Genomic DNA, 20,945 nt, shown 5'->3' on the forward strand with positions numbered 1-20,945 from the left:
GCCACATGATTCGAATAACGAAACGAGAGAGATCGCATGAGCACACGCACGGCCCGTGAGGCCGACTTCATCACGCACGACGGCGAAACGCTGTTCTATCGTCACTGGCCCGCGACGGGCCCGCGCTGCCGCGGCGCAATTGTGCTGCTGCATCGCGGCCACGAGCATTCGGCGCGCGTCGCGCACCTCGTCGACGAGCTCGACCTGCCGGATTTCGCGTTTTTCGCATGGGATGCGCGCGGCCACGGCCGCTCGCCCGGCGCGCGCGGCTATAGCCCGAGCGCGGCCGCGTCGGTGCGCGACCTGCAGACCTTCGTCGAGCATATCCGCGACACGCACGGCATCGCGATCGAGGACATGGCCGTGGTCGGCCAGAGCGTCGGTGCCGTGCTCGCGGCGACCTGGGCGCACGACTACGCGCCGCCGATCCGCTGCCTCGTCGTCGCGTCGCCGGCGTTCCATATCAAGCTCTACGTGCCGTTCGCGCGGCCGGGGCTGCGGCTGATGCACAAGCTGCGCGGGCTGTTCTACGTGAACAGCTACGTGAAGCCGAAATTCCTCACGCACGATCCCGAGCGGATCGCGAGCTACGCGTCCGATCCGCTGATCACGCGGCCGATCGCGGTCAACATGCTGCTCGACCTGCACGACACCGCGCAGCGGATCGTCGCCGACGCGGCCGCGATCACCGTGCCGACGCAACTGCTGATCTCGGGCGCCGACTGGGTCGTGCATCGCGGCCCGCAGGATCGTTTCTTCGAACGGCTCGGCTCGGCGCGCAAGGAGCGCATCGTGCTGCCGGGCTTCTATCACGACACGCTCGGCGAGCGCGACCGCGCACAGGCGCTCGCGCCGCTGCGCGCGTTCGTGCTGCGCGAGTTCGATGCGCCGAGCCCGCGCGTGTCGCTCGCCGACGCCGACCGGCGCGGTGCGTTCCACGACGAATACGCGGCGCTCGGCCGCCCGCCCGCGAACGTGTTCGCGCGGGCGTACTGGGCGCTCACGCGCGCCGGCCTGAAAGCGGGCGGCGCACTGTCGGACGGCATCGCGCTCGGGCTGCGGCTCGGCTTCGATTCGGGCTCGACGCTCGACTACGTGTATCGCAACCGCGCGCAGGGCCGGCTCGGCGTCGGCGCGCTGATCGACCGCACGTATCTCGATTCGCCGGGCTGGATCGGCATCCGCCAGCGCAAGGTGCATCTGCAGGAGCTGATCGGTGCGGCGATCGGCCGCCTGCGCGGCCATGGCACGCCGGTGCGGATCGTCGACATCGCGGCCGGCCACGGGCGCTACGTGCTCGACGCGATCGCGACGGCCGCCGAGCGCGACGGCGCGGCGCCCGACGACATCACGCTGCGCGACTACAGCCCGCCGAACGTCGAGGCCGGGCGCGTGCTGATCGCGCAGCGCGGGCTCGAGCCGATCGCGCGCTTCGAGCGCGGCGACGCGTTCGACGAGACGTCGCTCGCGACGCTCGAGCCGCGTCCGACGCTCGCGATCGTGTCGGGTCTCTATGAGCTGTTCGGCGAGAACGCGCTGATCGAACGCTCGCTGCGCGGGCTCGCGCAGGCCGTGCCGCCGGGCGGCTATCTCGTCTATACGGGGCAGCCGTGGCATCCGCAGCTCGAATTCATCGCGCGTGCACTGAACAATCACCGCGGCGAGGCGACCTGGGTGATGCGCCGCCGCTCGCAGGCCGAGATGGACGAACTCGTCGCGCGCGCGGGCTTCCGCAAGCTCGACCAGCGGATCGACGAGATGGGCATCTTCACGGTGAGCCTCGCGCAGCGGGTCGACGCGTCATGAGCGAATTCGGCGGCGACGCGCGCGGCCTTGCGGCGCACGCGTCGGCGGCCGGCGCGCGCGACGCGTCGTTCGCGCTGCGCTTCGGCTGGCTCGCGGCGATGGGCGCCGTGTTCTTCTCGACGTACGGCTTCGCGAACTGGCTCGCCGCGCACCGCGCGGCGGTGCCGACGTTCGCGTTCGGCTGGGAGCACGCGATCCCGTTCGTGCCGTGGACGATCGTGCCGTACTGGTCGATCGATCTTCTGTATGCGCTGTCGTTCTTCTTCTGGACGCGCCGCGACGATCTGCTCGATCACGTGAAGCGCTTGCTCGCCGTGCAACTGGTGTCGGTCGCGTGCTTCATCGCGTGGCCGTTGCGCTTCGGCTTCGAGCGGCCCGACGCGGGCGGCGTGGCCGGCGCGCTGTTCACGCTGCTGATGGGGTTCGACAAGCCGTTCAACCAGGCGCCGTCGCTGCACATCGGGTTGCTCGTCGTGTTGTGGGCCGTCTATGCGAAGCACCTGCGCGGCACGGTTGCACGCGTCGTGCTGCATCTGTGGTTCGCGGCGATCGGCGTGTCGGTGCTGACGACCTACCAGCATCACGCGATCGACGTGCCGACCGGCGCGGCCGTCGGCTGTCTCGCGCTGTTCCTGTTTCCGCTGCGCGATGCCGCGGGCCGGTTGCCGGGCGCCGATGCGGCGCCGGGCGCGGCCGGTCGCGCGCTCGCGCGTCGTTATGCGCTCGGCGCGGCGCTGGTCACGTTCGTGGCGCTCTGGTGCGTGCCGCGCGCGCCGGGCTGGGCGCTGGCGGCGGGGTGGGCCGCGCTGGCGCTCGCGTGTGTCGCGTGGAGCTACCGGCGCGGCGCAGCCGGTGCCTTCCAGAAGGATGCGCACGGGCGTTTCCCGGTATTCATCCGCTGGCTGCTCGCGCCGACGATCGCCGGCGCGTTCGTCAATTCGCGGCTGTGGACGTTCCGGCAGCCGGCGCCGGTCCGGATCGACGAACGCGTGTCGATCGGCCGTACGCCGACGACGCGCGACGTGCGGCGCCACGGCTTTACGGCGCTGGTCGACCTGACCGCCGAGATGCCGCGCTGGGCAGCGTCCGATGCGTCGCTCGCGTATGCGGCCGTGCCGCAGCTCGACCTCGTCGCGCCGACGGACGCGCAACTCGCGCAGGCCGTCGCGGCGCTCGAGCGCCTGCACGGCGAAGGGCGTGACGTGCTGGTCTGCTGCGCGCTCGGCTATGGGCGCAGCGTGCTGTGCGCGGCTGCATGGCTCGCCGCGCGGCGCGGGCTCGGCGATGCGCGCGACGCGCTTGCCGCGGTGCGCGCGGTGCGGCCGCACGCGGTGTGGTCGGACGACGGCGTGGCCGTGCTGCAGCACTGGATCGATCGTCGCCGCAGTGCGGGAGGCGCGTGATGCACGATCCGTCCGCGCCGTTCCGGATTGCCGCCGCGCGCGGCGCGCTCGATGCGGGCGCGTGGGCGATCGCGGCCGCGCTGGCCGCGGCCGGCGCGGGCTGGTGGATTGCATCGGGCTGGGCGCCGGCGACGATCGCGCGCGTGCTGCTGGCGGTCGTCAGCACGGGGTCGGGGATCGCGGCGCTGTGGTACGCGGTGCGCATCGCGATCGACCGCCGGCTGTTCGCCGCGCTGGCGCGGGCGGCGGCGGGCGCCGCGTCGGTCGACGACGGGCTCGCGGCGCTCGACCGTGCGCTTGCCGATCTCGGCTGGATCGACGCGGCGAAGGCAGGGCGCACGCTCGACGCGCGTGTGCGCGGCGCAGTCGGGCTGTGCCGCGCGGGCGTGCTCGTCGCGGTCGTGCAGTGGCTCGTGGTCGGGGTCGCGATTGCGATTCCGCAGATCGGCTAGCGCCTGCTCATGCCAATCGCGGGCGGATCTTTGCGCCCGCTCTACGAAAGGACGTCCTTCAGGCGCGAGCTACGCGCGTGCCGCACGCTGCGATCGCGTCCGCTTGACTTCGTACATCGCCTGATCCGCATGCTCGATCAGTGCGTTCATGTCGGTGCCGTCGTCGGGCAGCATCGCAATCCCGACGCTGACGCCGAGCCGCAGCGCGTGTCCCTCGAATTCGAACGGTTCGCCGACCTGCCGCGCGAGCCGCGTGCTTTGCGCGTGCGCGTCGTCGCGGTTGCCGATGTTTGGCAGGATCACTGCGAATTCGTCGCCGCCGACGCGCGCGACCGTATCCGAGCGCCGCACCGCGCCCTGCATCCGCGTGGCGATCTCGCGCAGCGCGGCGTCGCCCGCACGATGGCCGAGACCGTCGTTGATCGGCTTCAGCCCGTCCATGTCGATGTTGAGGATGCCGAGCCGGCCGTTCGCGCGCAGCGCCGTATGCATCGACTGCCGCAGGCGGTCGTAGAACAGCGCGCGGTTCGGCAGGCCCGTGAGCGCGTCGTGCGTCGCGCGCAGGTACAGTTCGTTCGCCTCGTTGCGCGCCGCGTGGAACATTGCGGCAGCGATCAGCCCGGCCGTCAGCCGCAGCGTGCCGGCGTCGGCCTGCGAGAAGCCGTCGACGTCCGGCGACATCACCTTCAGCACGCCGACCGTCGTGTCGGCATGCGTGAGCGGCATCACGAGCATCGAGCGCAGGCCGACGCGGCGGCACGCGTCGCGATCGACGCGCGGATCGGTTTCCGAATCGGTGCAGTGCAGCAACTCGCCGCGCTGCACGCACAGGCCCGACAGGCTGCCCGAGCGCCGCAGCCGCAGGCCGAGCATCCCGGCGGCCGTGCCCGACGCGGCGCGGTACACCATGTCGTCGCCTTCGGCGAACTCGACCGCCGCGGCGCTCGCGCCGGTGAGCAGCGGCACCTGCTCGGTCACATAGGCCATCACGCTGCCGAGGTCGAGCCCGAGTTTCGCGATCTCGGTTTGCGCCGCGATGATGCGCAGCAGCGTATCGGGGGACGGAGTGGCGGTGTCGGCGATTTGATACAAGTCAGTTTTCCACGAAAGAAAGCACGTTCGGCGTCGCGGGATTGCGGTAGCATACGCGCCGCCCTGCGGCAGTGCGTCCCGGGTGGTCTGCAACGGACCGCCGCCGGCCAGCCCCGCACCGCGCCGGCAGTATGCCGTTCGGCCCGTCCGGCGACAACGGCGCAATTCTTACCATTCACGCCTCTCACGCAGCATTTCCGACCGGATTGAGGTTTTTTTCGCTTCATCGTCGCGAATCGGGGTAAGTTTTGTCCTATTTTTGAGATAGTGTGACGAATGGGCGTGCGCCGGTGCCAGGTGCGCGAACAAGCACGACGACAGCCGATTGAAGAATGGGCCGCTTCGTTTCGATAAATGAATCAGGCCAGTTAGCTATATGAGGGGAAGCAGTGGGGATGTTCACTCACGGGCATAGCTGCTTTGCGCGCGCCGGTGTCGACGCGACGGATGACCGGATGACTCTGACGAAACGGAGCGGCGCATGAAGCCGGCCGTGTCGCTGTTCGTCCTGTCGGTTGCCATGGCCGGCGCTTTCCACACGGCCGCGCTGTCGGCCGCTCCGATGCCGGCGGTGCCGGTAGCCGCTGCGGCGCCCGGTACCGGTAATGCGGCGTCGCCCGGCGCCGCGCCGGCGCCGGTGCTCGCGGCTGCGCCGACGGCGGCCAGTGCGCCGTCCGCCGGGCTGCCGGCGACGACCGTGCGCCTGCCGTTCGCGTCGCTCGGCGCGTTCGATCCGTTGCGCCTGCGCGGCGCCGACGATGCGCGCACGATCAACGCGGGCGTGCGGCTCGACCGCGTGGTCACGGGCGCGCGGCTGCGCCTGACCTACGCCTATTCGCCGTCGCTCGTGTTCCCGCTGTCGCACCTGAAGGTGTCGGTGAACGGCGAGGTCATCGCGACCGTCCCGTTCGACGCCGCGCGCGCGGGCCGTGCGGTCACGCAGGACATCCCGATCGATCCGCGCTACTTCTCGGACTTCAACCAGATCGGCCTGCGCCTGATCGCGCACTACACGCTCGACCATTGCGAGGATCCGGCTAACTCGGCGCTGTGGGCCGACGTGAGCCCGACGAGCGAGCTGATCCTCGACGAATCGCCGGTCCGCCTGCCGAACGATCTCGCGCTGCTGCCCGCGCCGTTCTTCGACCGGCGCGACAACGGCCGCGTGCGGCTGCCGTTCGTGCTGCCGGTGTCGCCCGATTCGGCGACGCTGCGCAGCGCGGGGGTGCTCGCGTCGTGGTTCGGCGCGCTGGCCGACTACCGGCATGCGCGCTTCCCGGTGTCGGCCGCGCTGCCGGCCGACGACCAGGCGGTGGTGGTCGGCACGGCCGCGATGCTGCCGGCCGGTCTCGTGCTGCCGTCGGTCAGCGGCCCGCTGCTCGCGGTCGCCGACAACCCGGCCGCGCCGGGGCGCAAGCTGCTCGTCGTCACGGGCCGCACGGCGGCCGAGGTCGACGACGCGGTCGCGACGCTCGTGCTCGGCCGCGCGGCGCTGTCGGGGCCGGCGGCGACGGTCGCGCACGTCGATCTCGGCGCGCCGCGCAAGCCGTACGACGCGCCGCGCTGGCTGCCGGTGAACCGGCCGATCACGTTCCGCGAACTCGTGTCCGATCCGCGCGAACTGGAAGCGCGCGGCACGACGCCCGACGCGATCCGCCTGAACCTGCGCGTGCCGGCCGATCTCCATTCATGGAACGGCGCGGGCGTGCCGATCACGCTGCGCTATCGCTACACGGCGCCGACCGTGCAGGACAATTCGACGCTCGCCGTCGAGATCAACGACCAGCTCGTGAAGTCGTACCGGCTCGGGCCGGCCCATGCCGAGGATGCGCGCGGCCGCATGCAGTTGCCGCTGCTGTCGGTGCCGGAAGGGCGCGTGACGAGCGATGTCGACATCCCGGCGTTCCGCGTCGGCAGCGGCAACCAGTTGCAGTTCCGCTTCACGCTCGACTCGCAGAAGACGGGCCTGTGCTCGAGCGCGGCCGCCGAGCCGCAGCGCGCGGCGATCGATCCCGATTCGACGATCGACTTCTCGCACTTCGTCCATTACGCGCAATTGCCGAACCTCGCGTTCTTCGCGAACAGCGGTTTTCCGTTCACGCGCTTCGCCGACCTGTCGCAGACGGCCGTCGTGATGCCCGACCGGCCGTCGCCGCAGGAACTCGAGGCCTACCTGACGATGCTCGGCCACATGGGCGAGTGGACGGGCTTCCCGGCACTGCGCGTGCAGGTCGCGCGGCCCGGCGACGTCGCCGCGCTGTCGGGCAGCAAGGATCTGCTCGTGATCGACGGCTCGCCCGCGTCGCCGCTGCTCGCGCGCTGGCGCTCGGCGCTGCCGCTCGCGATCGGCGAGCAGGGCGGTGCGGGCGGCGACGGCGCGACGCGTGTCGCGTTCACGGTGAAGGAGCGCTGGCGCAACGGCGTCGGCCTGGCCGACGGCGGCGCGCATATCGAGCAGTCGGGTCCGCTCGCGGCGCTCGCCGGATTCGAACTGCCGGGCAGTCGCGGCCGCAGCGTCGTCGCGCTGACGGCGACCGACCAGCTGCGCCTCGGCGATCTGCTGAACGTGTTCGAGAATGGCGGCCTCGTGTCGCAGTTGCAGGGCGACCTCGCGCTGGTGCGGCCGGGGCAGGTCGACAGCCTGCGCATCGGCGAGCCTTACGTGGTCGGCTTCGTGCCGTGGTATGCGCGCGTCTGGACGCAAGCGGCGCGGCATCCGGTCGTGCTCGGCGCGGTCGGCGTCGTCGCGGGGCTGCTGCTCGCGCTCGGCGTGTTCAGCGTGCTGCAGAGAATCGCCGCGCGTCGACGGGGGATGTAACGGATGGCGCGGGTTATGGCGAAGCGACGGGCAACGCGGCCGGCGCGGCGCGTCGGCGCGGTACTCGCGCTGGCGGTTGCGATGGCGTGCGCGGCAACCGGCACGGCCGGGCGCGCGCAGGCCGCGGGCGCCAACGCGACCGATGCGGCCGACGCCGGATGCGGCGCGGCGTGGCCGCGCTGGGACGCGTTCAAGCGCGATTTCATCTCGGCCGACGGCCGCGTGATCGACGTGGGCTCGGCCGATTCACGCACGGTATCGGAGGGGCAGGCGTATGGGCTTTTCTTCGCGCTGGTCGCGAACGACCGGCGCACGTTCGACACGATCCTCGCATGGACCGAGAACAACCTCGCGCAGGGCGACCTGAGCGCGCGCCTGCCGGCGTGGCTGTGGGGCCGTGCGCCGGACGGCGCGTGGCGCGTGCTCGACGCGAACGCGGCGTCCGACGCCGACCTGTGGATCGCGTACGCGCTCGTCGAGGCCGGGCGGCTGTGGCACGAGCGCAGCTACACCGCGCGCGGTGCGCTGCTCGCGAAGCGCGTGCTCGACGAGGAAACGGCGACCGTGCCGGGCCTCGGCGTCACGCTGCTGCCCGGGCCGACCGGGTTCAAGCTGGCCAACGGCCAGTGGCGCGTGAACCCGAGTTATTCGCCGCCGCAGGTGATCCGCGCGCTCGGCGCGCGCCTGCCCGACGACCGGCGCTGGGCTGCGCTGGCGTCCAGCACCGGGCGCGTGCTGCTCGACACGGCGCCGAAGGGCTTTTCGCCCGACTGGGCGCTGTATCGCGCCGGCACGGGCTTCGGGCCCGATCCGCAGACGCATGCGGAGAGCGCGTACAACGCGATCCGCGTGTACCTGTGGGCCGGCATGCTCGACCGCGCCGATCCGCTCGCCGCGCCGCTGCTCGCGCGTTTCGCGCCGTTCGCCGACCATATCTCCGCGCATGGCGCGCCGCCGGAGAAGGTCGATACGACGACGGGCGTCGCGGGGCCGAACGACGGCAACGGCGGGTTTTCCGCGGCGGCCGTGCCGTTCCTCGACGCACGCGGCCAGCGCGCGCTCGCCGATGTGCAGGCGGCCCGCGTCGACACGCTCGCGCGCCAGTCGGCACCTGGCTATTACACGAGCGTGCTGACGCTGTTCGGCCTCGGCTGGCGCGACGGACGCTACAGGTTCGGCGCGGACGGCACGCTCGACGCCCGCTGGGGAGGCCGTTCGTGCGCCGCCCGCTGAAGCGCGCCGCGCCGCATGTCGCGGGATTCGCGTGGCTCGCGTCGTCGGTGTGTGCGGCGGCGCCCGGCACCGCTGCCGACGCGTTGATGCCGAAAACCGCCGCGCCGGCGGCGTCCGCTTCCGGTTCCGCCGACGCGCAGCGTCAGCTCGACACCGCGCGGATGTGGGGCGTCAAGCATCGCGACGACCTCGCGCGCGATGCGCTGCGCAAGGGGCTGCTGATCGCGCCGGGCGATCCCGAACTGCTTGCCGAGCAAGTGCGCGTGCTGCTGCGGCTCGGCGACGCGCAAGGCGCGCAGGCCGCGCTCGCGCGCCTGCAGGCGCAGGCCCCCAATGCGCCCGCCACGCGGCGAGCGGCCGACGAATACCGCGTCGCGACGAGCGGGCGCGGCGAGATGGCGCAGATCCGCCTGCTCGCGCGCAGCGGCCGCGCCGACGAGGCGGCCCGGCGGATCGTCGCGCTGTTTCCGAACGGTGCGCCGTCGGGTGCACTCGGCGCCGAGTACTACGAAATCCTCGCGAATGCGCCGGGCGGGCGCGAGTCGGCGATCGCCGCGCTGCGCCGCAGGATCGCGGCCGATTCGCAGGACACCGGCGCAGCCATGGCGCTGGCGCGGTTGCTGAACCAGCATGGCGACACGCGCGCGGAGGCGAACCGGATCGCATGGTCGCTCGCGAAGCGGGACGACGCCGACCATACGGAGGCGATGTCGCTGTGGCGGCGTGTGCTGCAGGCGGCCGGCAGCGATCCCGCGTACCTCGATGCGCTGCATGCGTATCTCGCGCTCGTGCCGGACGACACCGAATTCCGCGGCCGCGTTGCCGAGCTGGACAGCCGGCGCGATGCGCAGCGCCGGCTCGAACGCGATCCCGACTACGTCGCGCAGCAGCGCGGCCTGCAGGCGCTCGCGCGCGGCGACCTCGCGGCTGCCGATCCGTTGCTCGCGCGCGCCGCGCGTGCGCGGGCCGACGACGCCGACGCGGTCGGCGGGCTCGGTCTGCTGCGTCTGCGCGAAGGCCGGCACGACGAAGCGCGCGCGCTGTTCGCGCGGGCCGCGACGCTCGCCACCGACCAGCGCGGCAAATGGCAGGGTCTGGCGCGCACCGCGCAGTTCTGGGGGCTGCTCGCGCAGGGCCGCGCGGCCGCCGCCGCGGGGCGGCCGCAGGATGCCGAGCGCGCGGCGCGTGCGGCGCTCGCGATGCAGCCGAACAGCCCGGACGCGAAGCTGCAGCTTGCCGATGCGCTGCTCGCGGAGCGCGACTGGGTGCGTGCGGAGCCGTTGCTGCGCGAGTTGTTGGCCGCGCGTTCGCCGAGCCTGCCGGCCGTGCGCGGCACCGCGATGCTGTATGAAAACACCGGCCGCGCGGACCGGATCGGCCCGCTGCTCGACGCACTGCAAGGACGCGTGACGGGCCGCGACGATCGCCGCGCGCTCGACGGCCTGCGTGCCGACCTGCTCGCGAACCAGGCGCGCGCGCTCGCGGACAAGGGCGAACGCGGGCCCGCCGCGCAACGCTACGAAGCGGCCGTGCGCGCGGCGCCCGACGCACCGTGGACGCGCTTCGCGCTCGCGCGCCTGTACCGCGACATGGGGCTGCCGCAACTCGGTCGCACGGTGATGGACGACGGACTCGCGCAAAGCGATACGCCCGAGATGCGTTACGCGACCGCGCTGTACCGCAATTCGCTCGACGATATCGCGGGCGCGCGGGCCGCGCTTGCGCCCGTCGACGACGCGCACCGCTCGGACGGGATGCGCGCGCTTGCGCGCAAGCTCGACGCCGAAAGCACGCTGGCCGACGCGCGCGGCGCGCTCGGGCGCGGCGACCGCGCGGCATTCGCCGCATCGCTTGCGCATGCGCAGGCGAGCGCGCCGGACGATCCCGACATGCTCGCCGCGATCGGCGCGCAGTGGATCGATGCGGGCGAGCCCGAACGCGGCCTCGCGCCGTTGCGCGACTGGATCGCCGCGCATCCGCGCGAAGCCGATGCAGACGTGCGGCTGCGCTATGGCGACCTGCTCGGCAGCGCGGGCCGCGACGACGCGCTCGCCGCGTGGCTGGACACGCTGCGCCGCGAACCGTCGCTGACGCCCGCGCAGACGGCGAGGCTCGAGGATCAGTCGCTGCGGCTCGTGCTGCGGCAGACGGACGACGCGATCGCGCGGCAGGACTACGCGCAGGCGCGCACGCTGCTCGATCGCGTGAGCCCGGCCGGCCGCGCCGACAAGCGCCATGCGCTCGAACTGGCCGATCTCGAACGCGCGCAGGGCCATTACGGCGCGGCGCGCGACGCGCTCGCGCCGGTCGTCGCACGCACGCCGGACGATGCCGATACGCAGCTCGCGCTTGCGCGAATCGACGAGGACAGCGGCAACCGCGCGGCCGCGCTCGCGCGCGTGCAGGCCGTGCTCGCGCGCACGCCGGACGACGACGTCGACACGCAACTGTCGGCCGTGCGCCGCCTGAACGCGCTGCGCCGCCCGGACGAGGCCGCGCAGCTGACCGACCGGCTGCAGGCCGCGTATCCGGCGCGTGCGGACGTGACGGTCGCGGCCGGGCGCGTGGCCGAGGCACAGGGCCGCTATGACGACGCGGCGTCGTTGTACCGGTTGTCGCGGTCGCAGGAACGCACGGCAGGCGTGAGCCCGGGCCGTGACGGCCTGACGCCCGCGCAGGCCGCATTCGCGGATCTCGAACAGCGGCGCAACCCCGAGATCGAGACGGGCTGGACGCCGGCGTACAAGTCGGGCGACGAAGGCGTTTCCTCGTATCGCGCGCAGCAGGTGCCGATCTACATGCAGATGCCGATCCGCTACGACGGACATGTGTTCGCGCAGATCGACACCGTGCATCTGGATCCGGGCACGCTCGATACGAGCGACCCGAACGCCTATTCGCTGAAGACGTTCGGGACCTATGCGGCGCTCAGCGCACAGACCGGGCTGCCGCCCCCGTTCCCGTCGAATCAGCAGGCCGCCGCGCTGATCGCTAATCCGCCGGGCTCGCTGCACCAGTCGACGACGGGTGTCGCGCTCGGCGCCGGCTATCGCACGGATGCATGGCGCGTCGATCTCGGCACGTCGCCGCTCGGTTTCCCCGTGCATTACCTCGTCGGCGGCGTGCGCTACCGCTTCGACGCGGGCCCGGCGAGCTTCAGCGTGAATGCGTCGCGGCGGCCGGAAACGAGCAGCGTGCTGTCGTACGCGGGGATGCGCGACCCGTGGACGGGCGCGGTCTGGGGCGGCGTGCGGCGCGACGGCGTGAACCTGCGCGCGTCGGTCGACGTCGGCCCCACGAACGTGTTCGCGGAACTCGGCGCGGGCGTGCTGTCCGGCCGCAACGTCGAACGCAACGCGGAGGTTACGCTGCGCACCGGGTTCACGGTGCCCGTGTACGAGCGCGCGACGATGAAGGTCAGCACCGGGCTCGTCGGCAATGCGTGGCACTACGCGCAGAACCTGCGCTACTACACGTACGGGCAGGGCGGTTACTACAGCCCGCAGCGCTACCTGTCGCTCGGCGTGCCGATCGAATGGGCGGGGCGGCGCGACGCGCTGTCGTGGGACCTGACCTTCACGGGCGGGATCTCGAACAGCTACGAGAAGGATTCGCTGTTTTACCCGACGTTCCCGGACCAGCGGGCCGCGCAGGTGGCGGCCGGGTTCGTGTACGCGGGCAGCTCGACACGCGGCGTGTCGTTCTCGTACGGCGTGAACGGGATCGTCGAGTACCGCGTGAACCCGCACCTGAGCGTCGGCGCGCAACTGCATGTCGACCGGTCGCACGATTACGCGCCGAGTTCGGCGCTCGTGTACCTGCGTTATGCATTCGATGCACGCGCGCAGCGGAGCTGGCTCGTCACGCCGACGCCGGTGCGGCTTTATTCGGACTATTAGGGGACCGTCGTGAATACGGAAATCGATGCCACCCGTCCCGCGTTCGGCGCCGCCGGCTTGCTGGGCCGCCTGCGTGCGCTGATGCGCGCGGGGCCGGCCGGCGGCCGCATCGGCACGCTGAGCCGGCTCGCGATCGACGGCCTGCCCGACGCATGGACGCAACTGGAAGCGGGCGGCCTGTACGCGATCTACGCGGCCGGCGGCACGCCGGCGTGCGACGCGCTCGTGTGGGAGAGCACGCGGCAGGCGCGCACGAGCAACGTCACGGTCGTGCTCGCACGCGATGCGGCACGCGTCGCCGAACAGATGCAGGCGCGCGGCTTCGCGGGCGGCGCGCAGCCGGCCGGCTGGCCGCGCAACCTGAGCGTGCTGGCGATGCCGGCGGCGGCCGCGCCGGCCGATGGAGAAGGCGCCGGCGCGACCGGCGACGCACCGCGCCGCGCGGCGCCGGTCCCGTTCGCGCGGCTGACCGGCGGCTTGCGGGCGATGAAGCGCTACGGTTTTCGTGCGCGTTCGCTGTATTTCGTCGAAGGCGCGCAGCGCTGGTTCAGCTGGGACGATCCGATCGCGCTCGCCGACGAAGCACACGCGCTCGCCGACTGGTGCCGCACGCGCCGCATAGCGCTCGTGCTGCTGCTCGATCCCGAAGCGGCCCGTGCGGGCACCGATGTGCGCACCGACGATCCGCCGCTCGTGCGCGATGCCGATCGCACGCCGCGCAGCGGTTTCCACGGCGTGTGCTCGGGCGTCGCGCAGATGCAGCGCACGCACGGCGAACTGCTGTGGATCGTCGATTTCTGGCGCGCGGGCGACACACTCGCGGCCGGCGAGGTGCGGCCGCTGCGCTTTGCGCCGGGCGGCCGGCTGTCGGCGAACATCGATGGCGGCGCGACCGAGCCGGCGCGCCGGATGAAGCTCGCGAGCGACGAGGATCGCGTCGTTGTCAGCCGCGCGGTGCTCGACGGTGCGAACCGCGTGCCGGGCGACTGGGAAATCGTCGACGACAACGCGGCCGTTGTCGCGGCCTGCGCGCAAGCCCAGGCCGCGACCGCGGTGCTCGTGTTCCGCTCGCATGCGCAGCTCGAAGCGCTGTGCGCGAACGTGCACGCGCTGCGCCGGCAGTGCGGCGGCGCGCTGAAGATCGCGGTCGTCGAGCGCGGCGAGGTGCTGCGCCAGCAGTTCGAGATGCTCGTGCTGAGCGTCGGCGCGAACCGCGTCGTCGCGCGCGACCTGCCGGTGTCGCGGATGCAGGCCGCCGTGCACGGGCTGCGCGGCCAGCTTTATGCGCGACCCGTCGCGGCCGACTATCGCGCGGCGCTGGCCGCCGCGCTCGGCGATTCGGTACTCGGCTATCTGCCGGTCGGCGCGTTCTGCCTGCGGATTCGCGCGGTGCTCGATCGCGGCGCGGTGCTCGCGCTGCCGCACACGCTCGCGAAGATCGCGCTGCTGCCGGGCGTGTCGCATGTCGACGCGCTGCGGCACTGCCGGCCGCGCCGCGCGGGCGACGTCGTGACGGCTGACGCCGGGCACCTGTACGTGTTCCTGTTCGCGTGCGAGCCGGTCGACGCCGACGACGCGCTTGGCCGGATCTTCGACGTGCCGGTCGACACGCTGTCCGATCGCGTCGTGTGTCTCGGGCACGGCAGCATCGACACGGAGCTCGATGCGCTGAAGGCCGAGAACCGGCGCGCGCCGATCGCGGACTACAGCGACCTGTTCGCGGTCAAGCAGCCGGCCGGAGCTGCGCGCACATCGGCTGCGCGCACCGATTTCGGCGCGGCGTTGCCTGACGCGAGCGAGGTGAGCGATGCGGTCGATGCGATCGATGCAATCGTCTCGCTCGAGGCGATCGGTGCGATGCCGGCGCTCGCGCACCTTGCCGCCGACGCACCGGCCCCGCATCCCGCCAACCCCGCCGCACGAACGCGCGGCGCCATCCGCAGCGCGATGCCGCTGCGCAAGCCGGAGGGCGCATGATCGCCGAACTCGTCATCGGTTTCGTCGTCGGCATCGTGATCGCGGTGCCGGTCTGGATCGTCGCGCAACATCTCGGCATCGGCCGCGGCTTTCATGCGCCGCGCGGGATCGAGCGGCGCGACGCGGTGCCGTGCGAACTCGTGCCGGTCGCGCTGCGCGGGCGCTTGCTGCCCGATGCCGAACGCAGCGACGAGGCGGCCCGATGAAGACGATCGCCATCACGTCGACCACGGGCGGCGCGGGCCGCACGACGCTCGCCGCCGCGCTCGCGGTGCTGCTCGCGCGTCGCGGCCGGCCGGTCGTCGCCGTCGAATTCGATGCGCAGAACCTGATGGGTGCGACGCTCGGTCTCGACTCGCTGGCCGAACACGGCCTCGCGCAGAGCGTGCTCGGCGGCGCCGAGCCGTGGCATGCGCATACGTGGCGCAACGCCGACGGCGTGCTGTTCGTGCCGTACGGGCAGGTCGACGCGGCCGGCGCGGCCGCGTGCGATGCGCGGCTCACGGCCGACCCGGCATGGCTGTCGCGTGCGCTCGACGAGATCGCGCTGCCGGCCGACGGCGTCGTGCTGGTCGACACCGCGCGCTATCCGTCGCCGCAGGCCGAGCAGGCGATTCGTCGCGCTGACCTGACGCTCGTCGTCGTGCCGCCCGAACCGATCGCCTGCGCGACGGTGGCCGCGCGGCTCGGCGCGCTGCGCGCCGGAGGCGGCGAACTGCAGATCGTCGTGAACCGGCTGAATCCGGCACGCGACATGCAGCGCGACGCGATCGCGATGCTGCGCGCGGTTGCGGGGCCGGCGTCGATGCTCGAGCAGCGGATCCACGTCGACGCGGCCGTGCCCGAAGCGCTCGCGCGCGGCAGCTGGATCTTCGACGACGCGCCGTATTCGCAGGCATCGCACGACCTGAACGGCATCGCGAACTGGGTCGATGCGTGGCTGGCGGCGGCCGCTGCCGGTCGCACCGGAGCGGCGCGATGAAGGCCGCCGTTGCGGCGCGGCTGCGCGCACTCGGCCGCCGTACGGCGGACTGGTTCGCGCGCGGCATCGGGCTGCCGGCGGAGCGCACGCTGCTCGACTGGCTCGTGCGGCTGTTCTTCCACGCACCGCCGCCCGGCCGGCCCGATCACGTGCGCCGCTGGGTGCGCGCCGCGTTCCTGCGGCTCGCGCACGAGTGGGGCGTGCTGCAGCCGCTGAGCCCGCGCGAATGGCTGTGGCGCTCGATCGTGCGCGCGCCGCGCGCGGCCGACGGCCGGCCCGCGCGCGATCCGCTCGCGTGGTTCGACACGTTCGTCGTGCCCGTCTACGTGGCCGGGCGGGCCGTCGGCCGTCGCATCGACGCGCTGCTCGAACGCCTGCCGTGGGCGCGCTGGGGCGGCTGGCTCGATGCGCGCGCGAACGGCGTCGGCCGGCGCCGCTGGCTCGCGCCGCTGCTGCTCGTGGCCGGCGCGCTGCTGTGGGCCGCGGCCGGGATGTCGCCGCTGATGCCCGGCGCGCAGTTCGCGTTCTTCGCGATCGTCGCGGTGCTGGCGCTCGCGCTGCGCCGCCTGCCGGGCCACCTGCCGACGCTTGCGCTCGCGTCGCTCGCACTGCTCTCGACGGTGCGCTACGTGTGGTGGCGCACGACGCAGACGCTCGACTTCCGCGGCCCGGTCGAAGCAATCGCCGGCTACCTGCTGTACGGCGCCGAAGCCTATACGTGGATGATCCTGCTGCTCGGTTTCGTGCAGACCGCGTGGCCGCTCGACCGGCCGATCGTGCCGCTGCCCGACGATCCCGACACCTGGCCCACCGTCGACCTCTACATCCCGACCTACAACGAGCCGCTGTCGGTCGTGAAGCCGACGGTATTCGCCGCGCAGAGCATCGACTGGCCGACCGCGAAGCTGCGCGTCTACCTGCTCGACGACGGCCGGCGCCCCGAGTTCGCGGCGTTCGCGGCCGAGGCCGGCATCGACTACCTGACGCGCGACGACAACCTCCACGCGAAGGCCGGCAACATCAACCGCGCGCTGCCGAAGACGCACGGCGAATACATCGCGATCTTCGACTGCGATCACGTGCCGACGCGCTCGTTCCTGCAGACGACGATGGGCGTGTTCCTGCGCGACCCGAAATGCGCGCTCGTGCAGACGCCGCACCATTTCTTCTCGCCCGATCCGTTCGAGCGCAACCTCGGCACGTTCCGCGAGATCCCGAACGAGGGCAACCTGTTCTACGGGCTCGTGCAGTCGGGCAACGACCTGTGGAACGCGACGTTCTTCTGCGGATCGTGCGCGGTGCTCAAGCGCAGCGCGCTGGAAGAGGTGGGCGGCGTCGCGGTGGAAACCGTGACCGAGGATGCGCACACGGCGCTCAAGCTGCACCGGCGCGGCTATACGTCGGCGTACCTGCCGACCGTGCAGGCGGCCGGCCTCGCGACCGAAAGCCTCGCGGGCCACGTGAAGCAGCGCACGCGCTGGGCGCGCGGGATGGCGCAGATCTTCCGCATCGACAACCCGTTCCTCGGGCGCGGGCTCGGCTTCATCCAGCGGATCTGCTACGGCAACGCGATGCTGCACTTCTTCTACGGGATTCCGCGGCTGGTGTTCCTGACGATCCCGCTCGCGTACCTGTTCTTCCACCTGTACTTCATCAACGCGTCGGCGCTCGCGCTCGCGAGCTACGTGATCCCGTATCTCGTGCTCGCGAACGTCGCGAACTCGCGGATGCAGGGGCGCTACCGCCATTCGTTCTGGGCCGAGGTCTACGAATCGGTGCTCGCGTGGTACATCGCACTGCCGACCACCGTCGCGTTCTTCAGCCCGAAGCACGGCAAGTTCAACGTGACCGACAAGGGCGGCAAGATCGACGAAGGCTACGTCGACTGGTCGACGTCGAAGCCGTATCTCGTGCTGTTCGCGCTGAACGTGCTCGCGATCGTCGCCGGCCTGTGGCGGCTGGTGGCCGACCAGGGCGACGAGGCGTCGACGATCCTGATCACGCTCGGCTGGACCGTGTACAACCTCGCGATGCTCGGCGCGGCGCTGGCCGTCGCGCGCGAGACCAAGCAGGTGCGCGTCACGCACCGGATCGCGATGCGCGTGCCGGCCACGCTGCTGCTCGCCGACGGCTCGACCGCCGCATGCTTCACGAGCGACTACTCGACCGGCGGCCTCGGCCTCGAAGCCGTGCCGGGGCTGCCGCTCGCCGTCGGCGACACGCTGACAGTATGCGTGACGCGCGGCGACCGGCCGTTCCCGTTCCCGGTGCGCGTGACCCGCGTGACGCCGACCCACGTCGGCGTGAGCTTCGAGGAACTGACGCTCGAACAGGAGCGCCAGCTCGTGCAATGCACGTTCGGCCGCGCGGATGCGTGGCTCGACTGGCACGAAGGCACGCGCGTCGACACGCCGCTCGGCGGGCTGAAGGAAGTGCTGCGCATCGGCGTGAACGGTTATGTACGGATGTGGAAGGGTGCGGCGCGCGGCCTGCAGGCCATGCTGGCGCCGAAACTCGATCGGGCGCGCGACTGACGCGGCGCTCATCATGGAGTGGGTTAGATGACGTTCTGGAATCTGTATTTCATCCTGAAGTTCGCGCTGTTCGCGACCGGGCACCTGCAGCCGATGTGGCTCGCGAACCTGGCGTTCGCGGTGGCGCTCGCGGCGAGCGCGCGGCTCCGGCAGCGTGCGTGGCGTATCGTCCGGCAGGTCGCCGCGATCGCGATCGCGGTGCCGCTGCTCGCACGCGAGCTGCATGCGCCGCCGCTGGCACGCCTGGCCGAGGCCGCGCGCGAGGTGAGCACGTTCCGTCTCGACTACTGGATGGAACTGCTGCCGCGCCTGCTGCCGCCCGTGCTGGTGCTGACGGTGGTCGGCGCGCTGATCGTCTATTTCATCGTCAACCGCTGGCTGCGCGTCGCGACGTTCGTGCTGGCCGCGCTGGTCGTGATGCCGCTGTGGCAAGCGGGCAGCGGCTTGATGGCGCGCGTGGTCGCACCGGCCGCGCAGCAGGCGGACGCGCCGGGCGCCACGACGATGGGGCGCGCCGACCGGCCCGAGGACCACAACGCCGCGCTCGCGACGTTCCGCGCGCAGGAGTCGCAGCGGCAGGTCGCGTTCGGCCATCTCGGCAACGATCCGGCCGCGCAGTTCGACGTGATCGTGCTGCACGTCTGCTCGCTGTCGTGGGACGACCTCGATGCCGCGAAGGTGCGCAATCACCCGATGCTGAGCCACTTCGACTACCTGTTCACGAACTTCAGCACCGCCGCGAGCTACAGCGGCCCGGCGGCGATCCGCGTGCTGCGCGCGAGCTGCGGGCAGGAGGCGCACGAGGACCTGTACAAGCCCGCGCCGCAGCAGTGCCATCTGTTCGCGCAACTCGCGGGCGCCGGCTACACGGTGCAGTCGCTGCTGAACCACGACGGCCACTTCGACAACTTCCTGCAGGTGATTCACGACAACATCGGCGCTGCCGGCGCGCCGATGATCTCGAACGCGGCCGCGCCGGTCGCGATGCATGCGTTCGACGGCTCCGCGATCAAGGAGGACTACGGCACGCTCGCGAACTGGTATGCGCAGCGCGCGTCGGTGCAGGGGCCCGTCGCGCTGTACTACAACACGATCAGCCTGCACGACGGCAACCGCGTGGTCGGCAGTTCGCTGACGAGCATCGACTCGTATCCGCAGCGCGTGACGAAGCTGATGAGCGATTTCGACCGTCTCGCCGACCTGATCGCGCAATCGGGCCGCCGCGCGGTGATCGTGTTCGTGCCCGAGCACGGCGCCGCGCTGCGCGGCGACAAGGACCAGGTCGCGGGGCTGCGTGAGATCCCGACGCCGCGCATCGTGCACGGGCCGGTCGGCGTGCGGCTCGTCGGCTTTACCGGCAACCACGGCGCGACGACCGTGGTCGAGCAGCCGGCCAGCTTCCTCGCGCTCGCGCAGCTGCTGTCGAACCTCGTGTCGAACAGCCCGTTCAAGCCGGGCGCGACGCTCGCGCAATATGCGGCGGACCTGCCGCGCACGCGGATGGTCGGCGAGAACGAGGGCACGGTGACGATGCAGACGGCCGCGGGTTACGCGGTGAAAACTCCGGACGGCGTATGGATCGACGAACGGTAATCCTTCCCGGCGAAGGCGACGACGATCGCCTGTCGCAGCCGAACGACGTGCTCGGCCTCGCGCGGCATCTGCCCGCGCTCGATCCTGAGCGTTATGTCGACGAGCAGGCGCGCCGCGCGTTCATCGAATCGCTCGATCGCTGGCCGACGCTCGCGAAACTGATGGCATTGAAGCGGTAAACGAAAGACGGCCGGCATGCGTGCCGGCCGTCGTTGGCTTGCGTGCGAACCTGCCTATTCTGCCGGTCGCGCCCTGCGTTCCGGCTGGCGCGTCCACTCGTTTTCCTCGCCCGGCACCTTGCCGAAGGTCTGCGCGGCCCACGCCGCGCGCGCCGCTTCGATCTTCGCGCGCTCGCTCGACACGAAATTCCATTCGATGAAACGCTCGCCCGGCAGGTGCGCGCCGCCGAGCAGCATCACGCGCGCGCCGTTCGTGCTGGCGAGCGCCACGGTCGCGCCCGGTTCGAGCACGGCCATCGTCGCGGGGGCGAGCGGCGTGCCGTCGATGGCGAGGTCGCCGTCGACGAGATACACGCCGCGCTCGTCGTGCTCGGCATCGAGCGCGAGTTGTCCGCCCGACGCGAATTCGGCATACGCATAGAGCGTCGGCGAGAACGCGTCGACCGGCGACGTCAACCCGAATGCGGTGCCCGCGATCACGCGCACGCTCGCGCCGTCGCGCGTGAACGACGGCAGCGTGTCGGCCGGATGATGGACGAACGCGGGCGCGGTGTCCTCGTGCTCGACCGGCAGCGCGACCCAGGTCTGGATCCCGTGGACCGGCTGGTCGTGCGGGCGATCTTCGTCGGGCGAACGCTCCGAATGCACGATGCCGCGGCCGGCCGTCATCCAGTTCACGTCGCCGGGCACGATCTTCTGCCGGAAGCCGAGACTGTCGTGATGCATCAGCGAACCATCGAACAGGTAGGTGACGGTCGCGAGCCCGATGTGCGGATGCGGCAGCACGTCGATGCCGCGGCCGGCCGGCAGGACGGCCGGGCCCATCTCGTCGAAGAAGATGAACGGGCCGACGAGGCGTGCGGCGCGAGCGGGCAGCACGCGGCGCACGACGAGGTTGCCGATGTCGCTTTCGCGCGGCGTGAGCAGGGTCTTGATCGATGCGGACATGGTGGGGATCTCGTGTTCGATGCGGAAGC

General features: G+C 71.8%; 14 protein-coding genes. 12 read left to right on the forward strand and 2 right to left on the reverse strand.

The annotated features are described in order from the left end of the window. Positions 1–36 precede the first annotated feature (36 nt). Genes ABD05_RS12680 through ABD05_RS12690 form a run of 3 tightly spaced genes read left to right on the forward strand, consistent with a single transcriptional unit; the run spans position 37 to position 3,661 of the window. Complete coding sequence (locus ABD05_RS12680) at positions 37–1,806, forward strand: bifunctional alpha/beta hydrolase/class I SAM-dependent methyltransferase (protein ID WP_047900424.1); 1,770 nt, start codon at positions 37–39, stop codon at positions 1,804–1,806. Further along, the gene (locus ABD05_RS12685) at positions 1,803–3,209 is read left to right on the forward strand and encodes a phosphatase PAP2/dual specificity phosphatase family protein (protein ID WP_047900425.1); all 1,407 of its coding nucleotides are present in this window, start codon (positions 1,803–1,805) and stop codon (positions 3,207–3,209) included. The genes ABD05_RS12680 and ABD05_RS12685 overlap by 4 nt, the downstream gene beginning before the upstream one ends. After that, complete coding sequence (locus ABD05_RS12690; protein WP_047900426.1) at positions 3,209–3,661, forward strand: hypothetical protein; 453 nt, start codon at positions 3,209–3,211, stop codon at positions 3,659–3,661. The genes ABD05_RS12685 and ABD05_RS12690 overlap by 1 nt, the downstream gene beginning before the upstream one ends. Positions 3,662–3,730: 69 nt before the next feature. Here the strand turns inward: ABD05_RS12690 and ABD05_RS12695 are convergent, their stop codons facing one another. Continuing rightward, entirely contained in the window at positions 3,731–4,753 is a 1,023-nt protein-coding gene (locus ABD05_RS12695; RefSeq protein WP_047900427.1) for a sensor domain-containing diguanylate cyclase, read from the reverse strand. Between the two features lie 481 nt (positions 4,754–5,234). On the opposite strand from ABD05_RS12695, the gene bcsB reads away from it, so the two are divergent. From bcsB to ABD05_RS12740, 9 genes are read left to right on the forward strand one after another with little or no spacing between them, the layout of a single operon-like run. Beyond that, positions 5,235–7,571 carry a cellulose biosynthesis cyclic di-GMP-binding regulatory protein BcsB gene (gene bcsB / locus ABD05_RS12700; RefSeq protein WP_047900428.1) on the forward strand — a complete coding sequence of 779 codons (2,337 nt, stop codon included), beginning with the start codon at positions 5,235–5,237 and terminating at the stop codon, positions 7,569–7,571. 3 nt (positions 7,572–7,574) lie between these two features. Then, positions 7,575–8,804 (forward strand): cellulose synthase complex periplasmic endoglucanase BcsZ, encoded by a 1,230-nt coding sequence (bcsZ, locus tag ABD05_RS12705; protein WP_047900429.1) that lies wholly within the window; start codon positions 7,575–7,577, stop codon positions 8,802–8,804. After that, complete coding sequence (locus ABD05_RS12710; protein ID WP_047900430.1) at positions 8,789–12,703, forward strand: cellulose synthase subunit BcsC-related outer membrane protein; 3,915 nt, start codon at positions 8,789–8,791, stop codon at positions 12,701–12,703. Before bcsZ ends, ABD05_RS12710 begins: the two co-directional genes overlap by 16 nt. 9 nt (positions 12,704–12,712) lie before the next feature. Further along, a complete protein-coding gene (gene bcsE / locus ABD05_RS12715; protein ID WP_047900431.1) occupies positions 12,713–14,680 on the forward strand; it encodes a cellulose biosynthesis protein BcsE in 1,968 nt (655 codons plus the stop codon). Further along, the gene (locus ABD05_RS12720) at positions 14,677–14,886 is read left to right on the forward strand and encodes a hypothetical protein (protein WP_047900432.1); all 210 of its coding nucleotides are present in this window, start codon (positions 14,677–14,679) and stop codon (positions 14,884–14,886) included. The genes bcsE and ABD05_RS12720 overlap by 4 nt, the downstream gene beginning before the upstream one ends. Beyond that, positions 14,883–15,662, forward strand: a complete 780-nt coding sequence (bcsQ, locus tag ABD05_RS12725) for a cellulose biosynthesis protein BcsQ (protein ID WP_047900433.1) — start codon at positions 14,883–14,885, stop codon at positions 15,660–15,662. Before ABD05_RS12720 ends, bcsQ begins: the two co-directional genes overlap by 4 nt. Continuing rightward, positions 15,659–18,196 carry a UDP-forming cellulose synthase catalytic subunit gene (gene bcsA, locus ABD05_RS12730; RefSeq protein WP_047901193.1) on the forward strand — a complete coding sequence of 846 codons (2,538 nt, stop codon included), beginning with the start codon at positions 15,659–15,661 and terminating at the stop codon, positions 18,194–18,196. Before bcsQ ends, bcsA begins: the two co-directional genes overlap by 4 nt. A 27-nt stretch (positions 18,197–18,223) precedes the next feature. After that, a complete protein-coding gene (bcsG, locus tag ABD05_RS12735; RefSeq protein ID WP_047900434.1) occupies positions 18,224–19,789 on the forward strand; it encodes a cellulose biosynthesis protein BcsG in 1,566 nt (521 codons plus the stop codon). Continuing rightward, positions 19,771–19,968 carry a hypothetical protein gene (locus tag ABD05_RS12740; RefSeq protein WP_047900435.1) on the forward strand — a complete coding sequence of 66 codons (198 nt, stop codon included), beginning with the start codon at positions 19,771–19,773 and terminating at the stop codon, positions 19,966–19,968. The genes bcsG and ABD05_RS12740 overlap by 19 nt, the downstream gene beginning before the upstream one ends. A 54-nt stretch (positions 19,969–20,022) precedes the next feature. Here the strand turns inward: ABD05_RS12740 and ABD05_RS12745 are convergent, their stop codons facing one another. Next, positions 20,023–20,916, reverse strand: a complete 894-nt coding sequence (locus ABD05_RS12745) for a pirin family protein (RefSeq protein ID WP_047900436.1) — start codon at positions 20,914–20,916, stop codon at positions 20,023–20,025. Positions 20,917–20,945: the final 29 nt, after the last annotated feature.

It is taken from the genome of Burkholderia pyrrocinia, from assembly GCF_001028665.1.
Lineage (GTDB): Bacteria > Pseudomonadota > Gammaproteobacteria > Burkholderiales > Burkholderiaceae > Burkholderia > Burkholderia pyrrocinia.

Coding starts and splice junctions, on each gene's coding strand:
- ABD05_RS12680 (WP_047900424.1), top strand. CDS start 37: ATGAGCACACGCACGGCCCGTGAGGCCGACTTCATCACGCACGACGGC.
- ABD05_RS12685 (WP_047900425.1), top strand. CDS start 1,803: ATGAGCGAATTCGGCGGCGACGCGCGCGGCCTTGCGGCGCACGCGTCG.
- ABD05_RS12690 (WP_047900426.1), top strand. CDS start 3,209: ATGCACGATCCGTCCGCGCCGTTCCGGATTGCCGCCGCGCGCGGCGCG.
- bcsB (WP_047900428.1), top strand. CDS start 5,235: ATGAAGCCGGCCGTGTCGCTGTTCGTCCTGTCGGTTGCCATGGCCGGC.
- bcsZ (WP_047900429.1), top strand. CDS start 7,575: ATGGCGCGGGTTATGGCGAAGCGACGGGCAACGCGGCCGGCGCGGCGC.
- ABD05_RS12720 (WP_047900432.1), top strand. CDS start 14,677: ATGATCGCCGAACTCGTCATCGGTTTCGTCGTCGGCATCGTGATCGCG.
- bcsQ (WP_047900433.1), top strand. CDS start 14,883: ATGAAGACGATCGCCATCACGTCGACCACGGGCGGCGCGGGCCGCACG.
- bcsA (WP_047901193.1), top strand. CDS start 15,659: ATGAAGGCCGCCGTTGCGGCGCGGCTGCGCGCACTCGGCCGCCGTACG.
- bcsG (WP_047900434.1), top strand. CDS start 18,224: ATGACGTTCTGGAATCTGTATTTCATCCTGAAGTTCGCGCTGTTCGCG.
- ABD05_RS12740 (WP_047900435.1), top strand. CDS start 19,771: ATGGATCGACGAACGGTAATCCTTCCCGGCGAAGGCGACGACGATCGC.
- ABD05_RS12745 (WP_047900436.1), bottom strand. CDS start 20,916: ATGTCCGCATCGATCAAGACCCTGCTCACGCCGCGCGAAAGCGACATC.